This window comes from Lysobacter sp. P5_C4 (genome assembly GCF_054049695.1).
In genome coordinates this window covers 23,654-38,764 of record NZ_JBFULX010000006.1, presented here as the reverse complement: position 1 = coordinate 38,764, position 15,111 = coordinate 23,654, and the positions used below count along the sequence as shown (strand labels likewise).

Genomic DNA, 15,111 nt, shown 5'->3' with positions numbered 1-15,111 from the left:
GGTCAGCGATAGGCCTTGTGTGTTCCGGTCTGCTGGCTCGGGAGGTATTCGTAATAGGTGTACGCGTAGTGGCCCCCGCTACGCTTCATCACACCGTTGAAGATGGCGCCCTTCACTTCCACGCCGTTCTGTTCCAGGCGCTGCTTGGCCAGCGCGATCTCGCGCTGTTGGTTCAAGCCGAAACGCACCACCATCAGGCAGGTGCCGACCATGTGGCCGATCACCGCGGCGTCGGTCACCGCCAGCACCGGCGGCGTATCGATGATCACGATGTCGTAGTTCGGGCCGACCTGTTCGAGCAATTCGTTGAACGCCGGGTTCATCAGCAACTCCGACGGGTTCGGCGGAATCGCGCCGCGCGAAATGAACGACATGTTGTCGGCGCCTGCGACCTTGCGGATTGCTTCCTCGAGCGGAATCTGGCCGGCGATCAACTCCGACAGGCCGCCTTCCGAACGCACGCCCACCGCGTGGTGCAAGGTGCCGCGGCGCATGTCGGCATCGATCAGCAGCACGCGCTGGCCGGCCTGCGCCATCGTCACGGCGAGGTTGGCGCAGACGAACGTCTTGCCGACGCCAGGGCTCGGCGCGGAAATCATCAGCAGGTTGTTCTTCGTCTTGAAGCGTGCGAAGTGCAGGCTCGTGCGCAGGCTGCGCAACGCTTCCATCGCCAGGTCCGTCGGCGCGCTGAGCGCAAGCAGGCGCTGGTGCCCATTGGCGAAGCGCTGCGGATTGACCGTGAGTTCGCGGCCGCGTTCGCTGTACGGAATCGAGGCATACACCGGCAGGCCGAGCAGTTCGATGTCGGCCGGGTCTTCCACGCCGCGGCGCATCATCTGGCGCAGCAACACGAAGCCGAACATCAGCAGCGCGCCGAGCAGCGTGCCGCCGGCGATCACCGGGATGGGCTTCGGCCACGCCGGGCTTTCATAGTCGACGGCCGCCGGGTCGATCACGCGTGCATTGCCGATCGCGCTGGCGCGCGCGATGTCGAGCTGCTGCGCTTGGTCGAGCAGGCTGGCGTAGGTCTGGTTGGTGACTTCGACGTCGCGCGTCAGGCGGAACAGGTTCTGCTGCGTTTCCGGCAGCGCTGCGATCTGCCCGCGCAATTGGCCCTTCTGCGCTTCGAACTGGCCGATCTGCGCAAGCAGCGCCTTGTACATCGGGTGGTTCGGCGTGAAGCGGCTCGCCAGGTCCGCCTGCTGGATGCGCAGCTGGCTGATCGCCGAGTCGATCGACACCGTCTGGTTCAACAACGACTGGTTCTGCACGGTGACATCGAGCGTTTGCGTGCGCGTCTGGTAGTCGGTGAGCGCGGACTGCGACTTGTCGAGTTCCTTGCGCACGATCGGCAGCTGGCGCTTGACGAACTGCAGGCGCTTGGCCGCTTCGGCCGAGTTGCGCGCCACGTTCTGGTGCACGTACGCGCGGCTGACCTGCTCGAGCACCGAGCGCGCGAGGATGGGATCTTCGCTCTGGTAGGACATCGCGATCACGCCCGAGTCGCGGCCCTGCTCGCTCGCGCTGATGTCGCGGCGCAACTGGGAGAGGATCGCGAGCGTGTTCAGGCGCGTGACTTCGAAACGCATGCCCGGGTTGGCGGCCATGCCGCGCACCAGCACGTTCACGCCCGCGGCCTGCGCCGGCTTGCCGACGATGCCGTTGACGAGCACGTCGCCATCGGGGTCGTATAGGGTGTAACGGTTCGAATCGCCGGCGACGAGCTTGAGCGGCTGGTCGACGAGCTCGGCCGGCACATCCAGGCGGGAAATCGAAACGCTGTCGCCGCCCCACCCGTAACGCGAGAGACCGAACCACGGTTCGTTGACGTCGTTCGGCCGATCGGAGGAGAAGTTGCGCGCGATGTAATTGCCGAACACCGGGAAGCGCGCGGGCTTGACCTGCACGTCGAGGTCGAGGTTGTCGAGCGCTTCGCTCAGCACGCTGCGCGAGGTGAGCAACTGGATTTCGGTGGTGGCCGGGGATTCGGCGGCGGTGGACTGCGCGGCGGAATTCGCGGACAGGCCCGGGAACGTCGGCGTGCGGCGCTCCACCTGCACCGTGGCATTGGCTTCGTACTTCGGCGTGGCCAACACGCAATACAACACGCTGGCCAGGAAGAACATCAGCGTGCCGAACAGGATCGCTTTCTTGTGGTCGCCCACCGTCGTGAACAGCGTGCGCAGGTCGAGCTCCTCGTCGCGGACCGAGGTGGGCGCGATGTGGGGAGGCGGCGTCGTGCGGTTGGAGAGGTAGGTCGCCATAAATCTCGCTCATGAAAATGGAAGGCATCGGTGCCGCAGGCATCGACGATGGAACATCCTTGCTCCGCGGGTACGGCCGCTTCGTGCCGTCGCCCCGCGTCGTTGCCGGCCCCCTGCCGGCACCCATTCGCGGGCTGTCAGGACACCTCGCGGACCCGTTCGGCGCCGGCCGCGAAGCGCGGCAGTTCGCCTGCCGGCAACAGCGGCACGATCGCGGCCGGGCTGGGCCGCATCGCCGCCAGCGCTTCCACGATCCGCTCGCACGCATCCACGCGCGGCCGCTCGTCGTTGCGCAGGGTCTCCCACGCACGACGATCGGAGATGAGGTTGAGTACGACATCGGAGATGGTCTGCTCGTGAACGTCGATGCGGCGGACGTTCGGAACCTCGCTGGTGAGCGGTCCGGCGAGGCTGGGTTCCCCTGCGGCGTTCAGCAGCAGGACAGGCTTTCCGAGCGGGGCCACCTCGGCGGCGCACTCGCCGGACACGGCGAGCGAGAGGTAGGCGGCGTCGGCCAGGTAGGCGAACCCGAGGTAATCGGCCGGGGAGACGAGGTGGATGTTGGCGAAGGCGCCGAGCATCCCGTCGATGCCGTCCATGTTCCGCGAAGGCGGCAACAGGCAGACGACGTCCAGGTCCGGCCGGCGCAGCGCGATGCGGCGCAGCGCGCGCGCAAGCGGCTCCAGGCGTTCGCCCATCTTTTCGCGGCCGAGCACCAGCAGCATCGGTGCGTTCTCGCGCAGGAAGCCGAAGCGCTGGGTGAGCTCGCGATTCAGCGCGAGGTCTCCGTGCAGTCGGTCGACCGCGGTGTGCAACGTGCGCGCGGCCGGATCGCCGGTGACCACGACACGGTCGGAAGGCACACCGTCGGCCACGAGGGAACGGCTCATCGACTCGGTCGCGGTGAAATGCATCGCGGCGAGCGAGCTCATCACCTTGCGGCCCGCGTCGTGCGATGCGCGCAGCACGGCGCCTGCCGGTTCGACGCATGCGACGGGAATGTGCTGGTAGGTCGCCGCGAGCGTGGTCGCCACGCTGGTCGGCGCGCCGGCGGGCACGACCACGATATCGGGGTGGAAATCGCTGAGGACGCGATCGAGCGTGCCGAGGGCCGCGGACGTCACTTGCGCGACATCGTCGCCTTCGGCCAGCGTGATGCGCACGTCGGCGGCGAGATCGAACAAGTCGAGCACGCCTTCGGAATGGCTGCCGGCCTGTGCGGCGACGCAAACGCGCGTTTCAAAGCGCGCATCGCGCGACATCTGTTCGACGATCGGCGCGATCTGCGCGGCATCGATCGACGCGCTGAGCACGTACAGCGCCTTCATCACGCCCGACTCGGTGGCCTGGTCGTACATCGGCACGCGCTCTTCCACCGTGGCCTGCGGCGCGACGGCGACGGGCGCGAGGCGCTGCGGCAACATCCTTGCGAGCACGGCGATGCCCTGCGGCAACTTCGACAGATACAAGGCGAAGACGAAGCCGAATCCAACCAGGCTCACCATCTCCGGCAGGTCGCGCAGCAGATAGCCGATGCCGCCGAGCGCCAGGCCGGCCGAGACGATGATGCAGAGCGTGGCGCGGGCATGGAAACCGGCATCGCACAACAGGTGGTGCAGATGTTGGCGATCGGGCTCGAACGGCGACCGCCCCAGCTTCTTGCGGCGATACATGACGCCGAGCGTATCCATGACCGGGATCGCGACGCACCACAGCGTGTCGACCGGCGCCAGCACGCCGACCTTGCCGTGGCTCAGGTAGATCAGCGACCACGCCATCAGGAAGCCGATGAGCGTGCTGCCCGCATCGCCCATGAAGATCTTGCGGCCGTCGGGCCAACCCAGGTTGACCGCGAGATACGGAACGAGCGCGGCGAACAACACCTGCAACAGCAGCACGACGCCGAGCGCCGGCCAACCCGAGGCGGCGAACAGCAGGATCGATCCGATGCTCACCATCGCCATGCCCGCGGCGAGGCCGTCGATGCCGTCCATCATGTTGAAAGCATTCACCAAGCCGATCACCGCGACGATCGTGATCGGGATGCCGAGCAGGCCGAGCTGCAGGTCGATGCCGTGGCCGAGCAGGTGGCCCGCGCTATCCAGGTAGATGCCCGTTGCGCCGATGACCAGCCACGCGGTGCTCGCCTGGATGACCAGGCGCGACTTGACGCTCATGTTGTTCAGGTCGTCGACCGCGCCCGTCATGACGATCAGCGCGCACGGGACGAGCAGGCTCGCGACGAACGCGTCCACGTATCCGAGGTAGGTCAGCCCCGCCACCGTGCCCAGGAAGAAGCACAGGCCGCCGATCAGCGGCACGCGACCCTTGTGCGCCTTGCGACCGCCCGGCTTGTCGACGAGACCCAGTCGCTTCGCCACGGGGCGGAGTGAAAAGATCGCGAAGAGGGTGACAGCCAATGCGATCGCACTCGCGGCCACCAGTTTTGCTTCTTCCATGTGCGCCTCTCGATGACCGGGTCATGGGGCGCCGAACCTCCGTTCGCCCCCTTCGCCGCCGCAAGCACTCGTTAACGCCGGGTGCAACGCGACAGGTTCGAAAAGGCTATTGATGAGGACTTGACGAAAAGATGAAGAAAAACCGTTAAATGCCGATCAGGACCGACCGATCGTCGAACCATTCAGCAACGTTGGTCGAGTTGGCCGGTGCCTCGGCCGACGCGCGTTTATCGCAACGAGCAGGGCTAAAGGTGCATTCGCCAGGCGTACAGCATCCGGTCGATCCGGCGGTACGCATCCTCGAAGACCGGCACGGTCTTGCCGTAGGGGTCGGGGACTTCGTCGTCGCCCTCCCATTTTCCGACCAGGAAGGTCTTGCCCCGCGCCTGCGGGGCGATCGCATGGATCGCGCCGACGTGCCGTTTCTGCATCGCGAGCACGAGGTCGGCTTGCGAAATCATCGCTTCGGTGACCTGCCGCGCGGCGTGCCCCTGGCCGGTCAGGCCGTGGTCGGCCAGCACGCGTTCGGCGAGTGGGTCGATCGGATTGCCGACGAGTGCGGCCAGGCCCGCCGATTCGACGCGCACCTCGTCGCCGCCGCCGAGGTGCTTGCGCAACACGACTTCGGCCATGGGCGAGCGGCAGATGTTGCCGACGCAGACGATCAGGATGCGCTGGATCATGGACCGCAGTCTAACCGGCGTGCGATTTCTTCCGCGCACGCAGGAACACCACCTGCCCGATGATCGCGGTGACCAGGATCAGCGTGTTGGTCACGATGAAGACCCAGTTGTGCACGAGCCAGCTGTAGGCGACGAACCCGCACGACGCGGCGATCTGGCCCGCGAACAACCACCTCGAAACACCCCGCGGGTCGGGATCCTTCCATTGGGTCCATGTTTGCCGCCCCAGCGTGGCGATCAAGATCGCCGACGCCGCCCAGCCGATCGCATCGGGTGCCATCGCAACTCCATCGTGTGCAGTGGCGGCGATGGTGGCGAGTCGCGCGTGTCGGCTGTGGCAACGGCAAAACAAAGGGCCTGCAAGGTGATGCCTTGCAGGCCCTTCTTTTACTGGTGCCGGAAATAGGAATCGAACCTACGACCTACGCATTACGAATGCGCCGCTCTACCAACTGAGCTATTCCGGCTGAGCCGTGAATTCTAGGGGCCGGCGGGGGGCCGGGTCAACGTCACTCGACGAGCGTCAGGCGCAATTCCTTCGGCAACGCGAACACCATGTCCTCGGGTTTGCCGTCCAATTCGCGCACGCCGCCGGCGCCGAGCTCGCGCAGGCGCGCGATCACGCCCCGCACCAGCACGTCGGGGGCCGAGGCGCCCGCGGTGACGCCGATGTGGCGGCGGCCGGCCACCCAGCGCGGGTCGATTTCGCTGGCGCCGTCGATCAGGTGCGCCTCCACGCCTTCGCGCTCGGCCAGTTCGCGCAGGCGGTTGGAATTGGAGCTGTTGGGCGAACCCACGACGAGCACGAGGTCGCAGGCCGCCTGCGTGAGTTCGCGCACGGCGTCCTGCCGGTTCTGCGTGGCGTAGCAGATGTCGTCGTTCTTCGGGCCCTGGATCGCCGGGAAGCGCAGGCGCAACGCGTCGATGATGCTGCGCGTGTCGTCGACCGACAGCGTGGTCTGCGTGGTGTACGCGCAATTGGCGGGCTGCGCGATGTCGAGCGTGGCGACGTCGTCGATGTCTTCGACGATGTAGATCCGGCCGCCGCCCGCCTGCGCGTTCCACTGCCCCATCGTGCCTTCGACTTCCGGGTGGCCGGCGTGCCCGATCAGCACCATGTCGCGGCCGGCGCGGCATTGGCGCGCGACTTCGAGATGGACCTTGGTCACCAGTGGGCACGTCGCGTCGAACACCTTCAGGCCGCGGCGCGCGGCTTCCTTGCGCACCGCCTGCGAGACACCGTGCGCGGAAAAGATGACGGTCGCGTTGTCGGGGACCTCGTCGAGTTCCTCGACGAAGATCGCGCCGCGGTGCTTGAGGTCGTCGACCACGAAGCGGTTGTGCACCACTTCATGCCGCACGTAGATCGGCGCGCCCAGCAATTCGAGGGCGCGCTTGACGATCTCGATCGCGCGGTCGACGCCGGCGCAGAACCCGCGCGGATTGGCCAGCAGGATATCCATGTCGGCAATTATCGCCCTTCCGGCGCCCGCTTGCCTTGCAGCAACCCGAACAGGGCGATGCCGATGGCCCCGGCCACGATCGCCGAATCGGCGACGTTGAAGGCCGGCCAGGCGTGGTCCTGCCAGTGCCACTGGATGAAATCGACCACGTGGCCGTGGCGCAGGCGGTCGATGACGTTGCCCAGCGCGCCGCCGATCACCAGCGCGAACGGCAGGGCCGTGCGCCAGTCGCGGCGCGGCGTGCGCGACAGCCAGAACGCCAGCAGGCCGCTGATCACGAACGCGAGCCCCGTGAACATCCACTTCTGCCAGCCGCCGGCATCGCTCAGGAAACTGAAGGCCGCGCCGGTGTTGTAGCTGCGATACCAGTTCCAGAAGCCCTCGACGACGACCACCGGCTGATATTCCGGCAGGCTCGACAGCACCCAACTCTTCGAGAGTTGGTCGAGCACGATGACGGCGACGGACAACAGCAGCCACGGGGTTGCATTGGGGGACGTGCGCATCAGAAATACATCCTTGTTTCGCCGGGGCCTTCGACGTTGCCGACGCAACGCCCGCACAACTGGGGATGCGCCGCGATCGCACCGACATCGCCGCGATGCTGCCAGCAACGCACGCACTTGGTCTTCTGCGTGGGCGCGGCGGTGATCCCGATCTCCTGCGCGTTGTCGTCGGCGACCAGGTGCACGTCGCCGCTGATCAGCAGGAACCGCAGCTCGTCGATGATCGGCGCCAGCCAGTTCTGGTCGGCGACGCCGCAACGCAGGCCGATCTCGGCTTCCAGCGCCGCACCGATCGCGCCGTTGGCGCGCATCGGCTCGAGCACCTTGGCGACATCGTCGCGCAACGTGAGCAGACGCTCCATGTCTTCCTGGCTCAACACGGCGTTCCCGTCGAGCGGCGCGAGCCCGTCGTACCACGTCGCCAACAACACGTTGCCTTCGCGCTGCCCCGGGATCTGCATCCACATCTCGTCCGCGGTGAACGAGAGGATGGGTGCGATCCAGCGCACGAAAGCTTCGGCGATGCGGTACATCGCCGACTGCGCCGAACGGCGCGCCGGCGAATCTTCACGCAGCGTGTAGAGGCGGTCCTTCGTCACGTCGAGGTACAACGCGCCGAGGTCGACACTGCAGAAATTCACCAGGGCCTGCACGATTTCCGCGAAATCGTAACGCGCGTACGCCTCGGCGATCTTCTGCTGCACTTCGTAGGCGCGATGCACGATCCAGCGATCCAGCGCGACCATCGCATCCAGCGACGCGAGGTCGCGCGCCGGATCGAAGCCGTGCAGGTTGCCGAGCAGGAAGCGCGCGGTGTTGCGGATGCGGCGATAGACGTCGCCGTTGCGCTTGAGGATTTCGTCGGAAACCGAGATCTCGTTGCGGTAGTCGGTCGATGCGATCCACAGGCGCAACACGTCGGCGCCCATCTGGTCGATGACCTTGTGCGGGTCGATCACGTTGCCGAGCGACTTCGACATCTTGCGGCCGTTCTGGTCGACCGTGAATCCGTGCGTCAGCACCTGGCGATACGGCGCGACGCCGTCCATCGCCACGCCCGTGAGCAGCGATGACTGGAACCAGCCGCGATGCTGGTCGGAGCCTTCGAGGTACAGGTCCGCCGGCTTGGCCAGCCTGTCGTCCGGACGCTGGGCGAGCACGCATTCGTGGCTCACGCCCGAGTCGAACCAAACGTCCAGGATGTCGCGCACCTTCTCGTACCTGAAGGCATCGGCACCGAGCAGTTCGGACGCATCGAGCGCGTACCACGCATCGACGCCCGATTGTTCGACGCGGTCGGCCACCTGGCGCATCAGCGCCGGCGAATCGGGATGCGGTTCGCCGGTTTCGCGATCGATGAACAACGCGATCGGCACGCCCCAGGTGCGCTGGCGCGAGATGCACCAGTCGGGGCGGCCTTCGACCATCGCGAAAATGCGCGCCTCGCCCCAGTCCGGGAAGAACTGCACGCGGCCGATCGCCGCCAGCGCATCGCGGCGCAGGCCCGCCTGTTCCATCGAGATGAACCACTGCGGCGTGGCGCGGAACGCCACCGGCGTCTTGTGGCGCCAGCAGTGCGGGTAGCTGTGCACGAGCGTCGCGTGCGCGAGCAGCGTGCCGTTGGCGCGCAGCACGTCGACGAGCGTGTCGTTCGCCTTCCAGATATGCAGGCCCGCGAGCGGCGTGTCGCCCGCGGCGGGCGTCGACGGCAGATAGACGCCGCGACCATCGACCGGGTTCACCTGCGCGGCGGTGTATGCGTCGGTGAGCCCGTAACGCAGGCCGACCGCGAAGTCTTCCTGGCCGTGGCCCGGCGCGGTGTGCACGGCGCCGGTGCCGTCTTCGGCCGACACGTGGTCGCCGATGATCAACGGGATTTCGCGGTTGTAAGCAGGCGTGTCGTAGAACGGATGCTGCAGGCGCTGGCCTTCGAGTTCGGCGCCCTGCGCGCGACCGTGCACGATGAAATCGTCGACGCCGTAACGCGCGAGCGCCTTTTCTGCCAGGGCCTCGGCGAGCACGAGCCACACGCGCTTGCCTTCGCGTTGCGGGCCTTCGACCAGGACGTAATCGAGTTCCGGGCCGAGCGTGACCGCGAGGCTGGCGGGCAGTGTCCACGGGGTGGTCGTCCAGATCGGCACCGCGATGTCGACGCCTTCCGGCACCGCGACACCGAACGCCGAGGCGAGCGCCTGCGGCTGGCGCGCGCGATACGCGACATCGATCGCGGGCGAGGCCTTGTCCTGGTATTCGATCTCCGCTTCGGCCAGCGCCGAACCGCAATCGAAACACCAGTGCACGGGCTTCACGCCGCGCGCGAGATGGCCGCGGTCGATGATCTTCGCGAGCGAACGCAACATGTCCGCTTCGTAGCGGAAGTCCATGGTGCGATAGGGGCGCTCCCATTCGCCGACCACGCCCAGGCGCTTGAAGCCCTTGCGTTGTTCGTCGATCTGTTCGGCGGCGTATTCGCGGCACTTCGCGCGGAAGGCTTCGGCATCGAGATTCACGCCGACCTTGCCGTGCTTTTTTTCGACGACCAGTTCGATCGGCAGGCCGTGGCAATCCCAGCCGGGCACGTAGGGAGCATCGAAGCCGGCCATCAGCTTGGACTTCACCACGATGTCCTTGAGGACCTTGTTCACCGCATGGCCGATGTGGATCGGCCCGTTGGCGTACGGCGGGCCGTCGTGCAGCACGAAGCTGGGGCGGCCCTGTGCCTTCGCGCGAATCTGCGCGTAGAGACCTTCGGCCTCCCAACGCTTGAGCGTTTCGGGCTCGCGCTTCGGCAGGTCGCCGCGCATCGGGAAGTCCGTCGCGGGCAGGTGGATGGTGGGCTTGTAATCCTGGGTCACGCGCAAGCCTGTTGCGAGAGGGAAGAGAGGAGGTCGCGCGCCTGGCGCGCGTCGCGATGGATCTGTTCGACCATCGCGGGCAAGTCGGTGAACGTCAGCTCGTCGCGCAGGTGCGCGACGAATTCGACGTCGATGCGGCGACCGTACAGGTCGCCGTCGAAATCGAACAGGTGCGCTTCGAGCAAGGGTTCGACGCCAGCGACCGTCGGGCGCGTGCCGAAGCTCGAGACCGAAGCGATCGGCGCGGCGCCAAGACCATGCACGCGCGTGGCAAAGATCCCTTGCAGCGGCGGACGACGATGTCCGTAGCGCAGGTTCGCGGTGGGATACCCCAGCGTGCGGCCGAGTTGCTTGCCACGCACGACGCGGCCGGCGATGGCATAGCGGCGACCGAGCAGGCGTTGTGCGCCGTCGAAGTCGCCCGACGTCAGCGCGGCGCGGATGCGCGTGCTCGACACGCGCTCGCCGTCGACGACGACCGGATGGATCGCGTGCGCTTCGAATTCGTGGAACTCGCGCAGCAACGCCAGGTCGCCCGCGCGGCCCTTGCCGAAGCGGAAGTCGGGCCCGATCCACACCTCGCGCGCACGCAGGCGATCGATCAGCATCTGGCGCACGAAGCGATCGGCGGACATCGAAACCAGCTTCGCATCGAAACGCAGCAGGCCGACGAGGTCGATGCCGAGATCGCGCAGGCCTTCGAACTTCGCGCGGGCGAGCGTGAGGCGCGGCGGTGGTTGCGCAGGCGCGAAGTATTCGCGCGGCAATGGTTCGAAGCTCAACGCGACCGCCGGCACGCGCAACGCGCGCGCACGCTCGACGGCGCGGCGCACCAGCGCGCGATGGCCGAGATGGAGGCCGTCGAAGGCGCCGATGCAGACCACGCTGCCTTGGGGGCACAAGGGCCCGCCTTCGACGTCACGGAACAGCCTGCTCATGGAACGCGGGAGTATAGCGGCCGCCCTGCCCTGCGCTTCGCCGATGGCAGCGATCTCAATGTTCCTTCAGGTCCGAAAGGCGGAAGCCCATCGCGACCATCACGGCCCCGTACACGGCGGCGCCGCCGCCGACCAGGACGCCGAGCCACAGGATCCGCGTGGCGACGTGGACCGTCGTGAAATCCGGCGCCATGCGCAGGCCGAGCACCAGCGCCACGACCATCGCCCCGCAGGCGATGCCCAGCCGCACGAGGAACCGGCTCCAGCCGGGCTTGCGCTCGTAGACACCGGCTTTCCCGAGCCAGCGCCAGAGCAGCAACAGGTTGAGGTAGCTGGCTGCGGCGCTCGCCAGGCCCAGCGCGAAATGCAGGCCGGGCGTGTGCGCCAGCGCGGCGAGCACCGGGCCCTGCTTCATCGCCGGCGAGACCCACAGGATGTAGAGGATCGCGAGGAACAGGCCGTTGAACACCATGTTCGCCACCAGCGAGGCCACGCCCGCGCGCACCGGCGTCTTCGTGTCCTGGCGAGCGTAGAACGCCGGCAGCACGACTTTCACCAGCGCGAAGGCCGGCAGTCCGAAGCTCAGCCCGAACACCGACAGCGCCGCCATCTTCGTGTCGAACGCGGTGAAGTTGCCATGCTGGAACAGCGTCGAGACCAGCGGGACGCACAAGAGCATCAGGCCGAGCATCGCGGGGGTCGCGATCATCAGCGTGGTGCGCAGGCCCCAATCCAGCGCAGCCGAAAATCCATCACGGTCGGTGTTCACGTGGTGCCGCGCGAGCGCCGGCAGGATCACCGTGCCGAGCGCGACACCGAACACGCCGAGCGGCAGTTCGAGGAATCGGTCGGCCTGCGACAGCCATGTTTGCGAACCGGAGATCAGCAACGAAGCGATCACGGTATCGAGCAACAGGTTGATCTGCGCGACCGAGGAGCCGAACAACGTCGGCACCATCAGCCGCATCACCTTGCGCACGTCCGGATGGCGCGCGCCCCAGCGCGGCAGCGAGAGCAGATCGAGCTTCGCCAACTGCGGCACCTGGAACAGCAACTGCAGCACGCCTGCGAACAGGATCGCCCAACCCAGCGCGAGGATCGGCACCTGCAGCAACGGCGACAGCCACAGGGCGCCGGCGATCATGCAGACATTGAGGATCACCGGGGTCAGCGCCGGCATGCCGAAGCGATGGAAGCTGTTGAGCGCGCCTGCCGCGAGCGCGGTCAGCGAGACGAACAGCAGGAACGGGAAGGTCAGCTGCAGCAGGGTGACCGTGAGGGCGAACTTCTGCGGTTCATCGGCCGCGCCGGGCGAAAACAGCAGGGTGACCTGCGGTGCGAAGAACACGCCGAGCGCCACGATGACCAGCAGCACCCCGCCCAGCGTGCCGGCGGTGCGCGAGACCAGTTCCTTCAGCTCGGCGTGGGTGCGCTTTTCCTTGATCTCCGTGAACACCGGGACGAAGGCGGTCGAGAAGGACCCTTCGGCGAACAGCCGCCGCATGAAATTCGGGATGCGGAAGGCGACCCAGAAGGCGTCGGTCATGGCGTTGGCGCCGAAGACGCTGTTGATCACCATGTCCCGGACCAGGCCGAAGACCCGGCTGACCATGGTCATGCTGCCGAAGGAGAGCAGGCCCCGCAGCATCCGGGGGCGCGGGGAGGACGCACCGGGACCACTCATGCGGCGTGGGCCCCGTGGTTGACGCAAGTGGTTGAAACGCCCATACTTCCGCGCTTCGCCGTGCCGGCTGTCAGGCTGCGCGCGCCCGGATCAATCTTCATTTCCCACATCGTTTCGTTTCCAGGATTCCCGTCGTGGCCAATATCAAGTCCGCCAAGAAGCGCGCCAAGCAGACCGTCGTGCGCAACGCTCGCAACGCCGCTCAACGCTCGATGCTGCGCACCGCCGTCAAGAAGGTGCTGAAGGCGCTCGACGCCAATGACGCCGCCGCCGCCCAGGCCGCATTCGTCGTGGCGCAGCCCATTCTCGACCGCTTCAGCGCGCGTGGCCTGATCCACAAGAACAAGGCCGCCCGCCACAAGAGCCGCCTCACGGCGCGCATCAAGGCGCTGCAGGCCGCTTGATTCGTCAAGCGCAGTAGTAGTCCAGAAAAACCCGGCCTCGGCCGGGTTTTTTGTCAAGGCAAGCACGCACCCGGCCTCGGCCGGGTTTTTTGTTGACTGCGCGCAAGCCTCACGCATCGGCCTGCCCCTGCTCGAGCTGTTCTTCGCGCAGGCGATCGAAGAAGGTCTGCACCGCCAGCATGATCGGCCACGTGCCTTCGCGCGCCAGCGCCGACACCATGTACCAGGGCTGCGTCCATCCGAGTTCGCGCACGACGGCCTCGGCCTGCGCGCGCGCTTCGTCCTCGAACATCAGGTCGGCCTTGTTGAGCACCAGCCAGCGCGGCTTCTCCAACATCGCAGGATCGTACTTGCGCAACTCGTGCTCGATCGCGCGCACCTGTTCGGCGGGCGAGGCTTCCACGCCGCCTTCCATCGGGGCCATGTCGACGAGATGCAGCAGCAGGCGCGTCCGCTGCACATGACGCAGGAACAGGCTGCCCAGGCCGGCGCCTTCGGCCGCGCCTTCGATGATGCCGGGGATGTCGGCGATCACGAAGCTGCGATGGTGTTCGACCGAGACGACGCCGAGGTTCGGATACAGCGTGGTGAACGGATAGTCCGCGACCTTCGGCGTCGCGGCAGATACCGCGCGGATGAAGGTGGACTTGCCCGCGTTCGGGAAGCCGAGCAGGCCCACGTCCGCGAGCAGCTTGAGTTCCAGGCGCAGCGTGCGCTGCTCGCCTTCGTCGCCCGGCGTCGAACGACGCGGCGAGCGATTGGTCGAACTCTTGAAATGCATGTTGCCGAGGCCGCCCTTGCCGCCCTTGGCGACGAGGAGGCGATCGCCGTGCATCGTCAGGTCGCCGATGACCTCGTCGGTCTCGATGTTGTGCACGACCGTACCGACCGGCACCGTGATGATGTGGTCCTCGCCGCCCTTGCCATACATCTCGCTGCCCCTGCCGTTCTCGCCGCGCTTGGCACGGAACGTCTTTTCGTGGCGGAAGTCGACCAGCGTGTTGAGGTTTTCGTCGGCCTGCAGCCAGACGTCGCCGCCGCTGCCGCCGTCGCCGCCGTTGGGCCCGCCCAGCGGGATGAACTTCTCGCGCCGGAAACTGATGGAGCCGTCGCCGCCGTTACCGGCGATCACGGTGATGTCTGCTTCGTCGACGAGTTTCATTGCGTTGCATTCCTTGCGTCAGAAACGACGAACCCCGCCGGAGCGGGGCTCGTCGGACACCGGCGCGTCGAGGTTACTCGACGACGCTGACGGTGCGGCGCTTGTTCGGGCCCTTGGTCGAGAAATCGACCTTGCCGTCGACCAGCGCGAACAGGGTGTGGTCGCGGCCGAGGCCGACGCCCGAACCTGGGTGGAACTGCGTGCCGCGCTGGCGAACGATGATGTTGCCGGCTTCGACGGCCTGGCCGCCGTACAGCTTCACGCCCAGGTACTTCGGATTGGAGTCGCGGCCGTTGCGCGAGGAACCTACGCCCTTCTTGTGTGCCATGGCTGCTTCTCCTTACTTCTTGTCGCCACCGGCGATGCCGGTGATCTCGATTTCGGTGTAGTGCTGCCGATGGCCCATCTGCTTGCGATGGTGCTTGCGGCGGCGGAACTTCACGATGCGCACCTTGTCGGCGCGGCCGTGACCCTTGACGGTGGCGGTGACGCTCGCGCCCTTGAGCGCGTCGCCGAGCTTGACGCCTTCGCCGTCGCCGAGCATGAGCACGTTGTCGAACGTGATCTGCTTGCCGGCTTCGACATCGAGCAGCTCGACGCGGAGCGTCTCGCCTTGCATCACGCGGTATTGCTTACCGCCGGTGACCAGTACTGCGTACATGACCAGGCATTCCTCTGTAGTTATTGTGGTCG

General features: G+C 66.8%; 13 protein-coding genes and 1 tRNA gene. 1 reads left to right on the top strand and 13 read right to left on the bottom strand.

The genetic code is table 11. The features are described 5' to 3' along the window. Window positions 1-2 precede the first annotated feature (2 nt). From ACXJJ8_RS13955 to murJ, 10 genes are all read right to left on the bottom strand, one after another. Window positions 3-2,264 (bottom strand): polysaccharide biosynthesis tyrosine autokinase, encoded by a 2,262-nt coding sequence (locus ACXJJ8_RS13955; protein WP_499031180.1) that lies wholly within the window; start codon window positions 2,262-2,264, stop codon window positions 3-5. Between the two features lie 137 nt (window positions 2,265-2,401). Then, window positions 2,402-4,723 (bottom strand): UDP-N-acetylglucosamine 2-epimerase, encoded by a 2,322-nt coding sequence (locus ACXJJ8_RS13950; protein ID WP_499031179.1) that lies wholly within the window; start codon window positions 4,721-4,723, stop codon window positions 2,402-2,404. Between the two features lie 245 nt (window positions 4,724-4,968). Further along, window positions 4,969-5,406 carry a low molecular weight protein-tyrosine-phosphatase gene (locus ACXJJ8_RS13945; protein WP_499031178.1) on the bottom strand — a complete coding sequence of 146 codons (438 nt, stop codon included), beginning with the start codon at window positions 5,404-5,406 and terminating at the stop codon, window positions 4,969-4,971. 10 nt (window positions 5,407-5,416) lie between these two features. Continuing rightward, complete coding sequence (locus tag ACXJJ8_RS13940; RefSeq protein WP_499031177.1) at window positions 5,417-5,686, bottom strand: hypothetical protein; 270 nt, start codon at window positions 5,684-5,686, stop codon at window positions 5,417-5,419. A 111-nt stretch (window positions 5,687-5,797) separates the two neighbouring features. Continuing rightward, window positions 5,798-5,873: transfer RNA gene (locus ACXJJ8_RS13935), tRNA-Thr, on the bottom strand. A 42-nt stretch (window positions 5,874-5,915) separates the two neighbouring features. Then, window positions 5,916-6,869: a 4-hydroxy-3-methylbut-2-enyl diphosphate reductase gene (ispH, locus tag ACXJJ8_RS13930; protein WP_499031175.1), complete on the bottom strand. Its 954-nt coding sequence runs from the start codon at window positions 6,867-6,869 to the stop codon at window positions 5,916-5,918. 8 nt (window positions 6,870-6,877) lie between these two features. Beyond that, complete coding sequence (gene lspA, locus ACXJJ8_RS13925) at window positions 6,878-7,375, bottom strand: signal peptidase II (protein WP_499031173.1); 498 nt, start codon at window positions 7,373-7,375, stop codon at window positions 6,878-6,880. Next, the gene (ileS, locus tag ACXJJ8_RS13920) at window positions 7,375-10,230 is read right to left on the bottom strand and encodes an isoleucine--tRNA ligase (RefSeq protein WP_499031172.1); all 2,856 of its coding nucleotides are present in this window, start codon (window positions 10,228-10,230) and stop codon (window positions 7,375-7,377) included. Before ileS ends, lspA begins: the two co-directional genes overlap by 1 nt. Beyond that, window positions 10,227-11,168: a bifunctional riboflavin kinase/FAD synthetase gene (locus tag ACXJJ8_RS13915; RefSeq protein ID WP_499031170.1), complete on the bottom strand. Its 942-nt coding sequence runs from the start codon at window positions 11,166-11,168 to the stop codon at window positions 10,227-10,229. The genes ileS and ACXJJ8_RS13915 overlap by 4 nt, the downstream gene beginning before the upstream one ends. A 55-nt stretch (window positions 11,169-11,223) precedes the next feature. Further along, window positions 11,224-12,816, bottom strand: a complete 1,593-nt coding sequence (gene murJ / locus ACXJJ8_RS13910) for a murein biosynthesis integral membrane protein MurJ (protein WP_499031169.1) — start codon at window positions 12,814-12,816, stop codon at window positions 11,224-11,226. Between the two features lie 170 nt (window positions 12,817-12,986). Between murJ and rpsT the strand changes: the two genes are divergently transcribed. Then, window positions 12,987-13,256 carry a 30S ribosomal protein S20 gene (gene rpsT, locus ACXJJ8_RS13905; RefSeq protein WP_232897862.1) on the top strand — a complete coding sequence of 90 codons (270 nt, stop codon included), beginning with the start codon at window positions 12,987-12,989 and terminating at the stop codon, window positions 13,254-13,256. 109 nt (window positions 13,257-13,365) lie between these two features. Here the strand turns inward: rpsT and obgE are convergent, their stop codons facing one another. The 3 genes from obgE to rplU form a co-directional block, all read right to left on the bottom strand. Then, entirely contained in the window at window positions 13,366-14,418 is a 1,053-nt protein-coding gene (gene obgE / locus ACXJJ8_RS13900) for a GTPase ObgE (protein ID WP_499031167.1), read from the bottom strand. A 73-nt stretch (window positions 14,419-14,491) separates the two neighbouring features. Continuing rightward, window positions 14,492-14,746: a 50S ribosomal protein L27 gene (gene rpmA, locus ACXJJ8_RS13895; protein ID WP_498961733.1), complete on the bottom strand. Its 255-nt coding sequence runs from the start codon at window positions 14,744-14,746 to the stop codon at window positions 14,492-14,494. 12 nt (window positions 14,747-14,758) lie between these two features. Then, window positions 14,759-15,079 carry a 50S ribosomal protein L21 gene (gene rplU, locus ACXJJ8_RS13890; RefSeq protein ID WP_499031165.1) on the bottom strand — a complete coding sequence of 107 codons (321 nt, stop codon included), beginning with the start codon at window positions 15,077-15,079 and terminating at the stop codon, window positions 14,759-14,761. Between the last annotated feature and the right edge of the window lie 32 nt (window positions 15,080-15,111).

Coding starts and splice junctions, on each gene's coding strand:
- ACXJJ8_RS13955 (WP_499031180.1), bottom strand. CDS start 2,264: ATGGCGACCTACCTCTCCAACCGCACGACGCCGCCTCCCCACATCGCG.
- ACXJJ8_RS13950 (WP_499031179.1), bottom strand. CDS start 4,723: ATGGAAGAAGCAAAACTGGTGGCCGCGAGTGCGATCGCATTGGCTGTC.
- ACXJJ8_RS13945 (WP_499031178.1), bottom strand. CDS start 5,406: ATGATCCAGCGCATCCTGATCGTCTGCGTCGGCAACATCTGCCGCTCG.
- ACXJJ8_RS13940 (WP_499031177.1), bottom strand. CDS start 5,686: ATGGCACCCGATGCGATCGGCTGGGCGGCGTCGGCGATCTTGATCGCC.
- ispH (WP_499031175.1), bottom strand. CDS start 6,869: ATGGATATCCTGCTGGCCAATCCGCGCGGGTTCTGCGCCGGCGTCGAC.
- lspA (WP_499031173.1), bottom strand. CDS start 7,375: ATGCGCACGTCCCCCAATGCAACCCCGTGGCTGCTGTTGTCCGTCGCC.
- ACXJJ8_RS13915 (WP_499031170.1), bottom strand. CDS start 11,168: ATGAGCAGGCTGTTCCGTGACGTCGAAGGCGGGCCCTTGTGCCCCCAA.
- murJ (WP_499031169.1), bottom strand. CDS start 12,816: ATGCTGCGGGGCCTGCTCTCCTTCGGCAGCATGACCATGGTCAGCCGG.
- obgE (WP_499031167.1), bottom strand. CDS start 14,418: ATGAAACTCGTCGACGAAGCAGACATCACCGTGATCGCCGGTAACGGC.
- rpmA (WP_498961733.1), bottom strand. CDS start 14,746: ATGGCACACAAGAAGGGCGTAGGTTCCTCGCGCAACGGCCGCGACTCC.
- rplU (WP_499031165.1), bottom strand. CDS start 15,079: ATGTACGCAGTACTGGTCACCGGCGGTAAGCAATACCGCGTGATGCAA.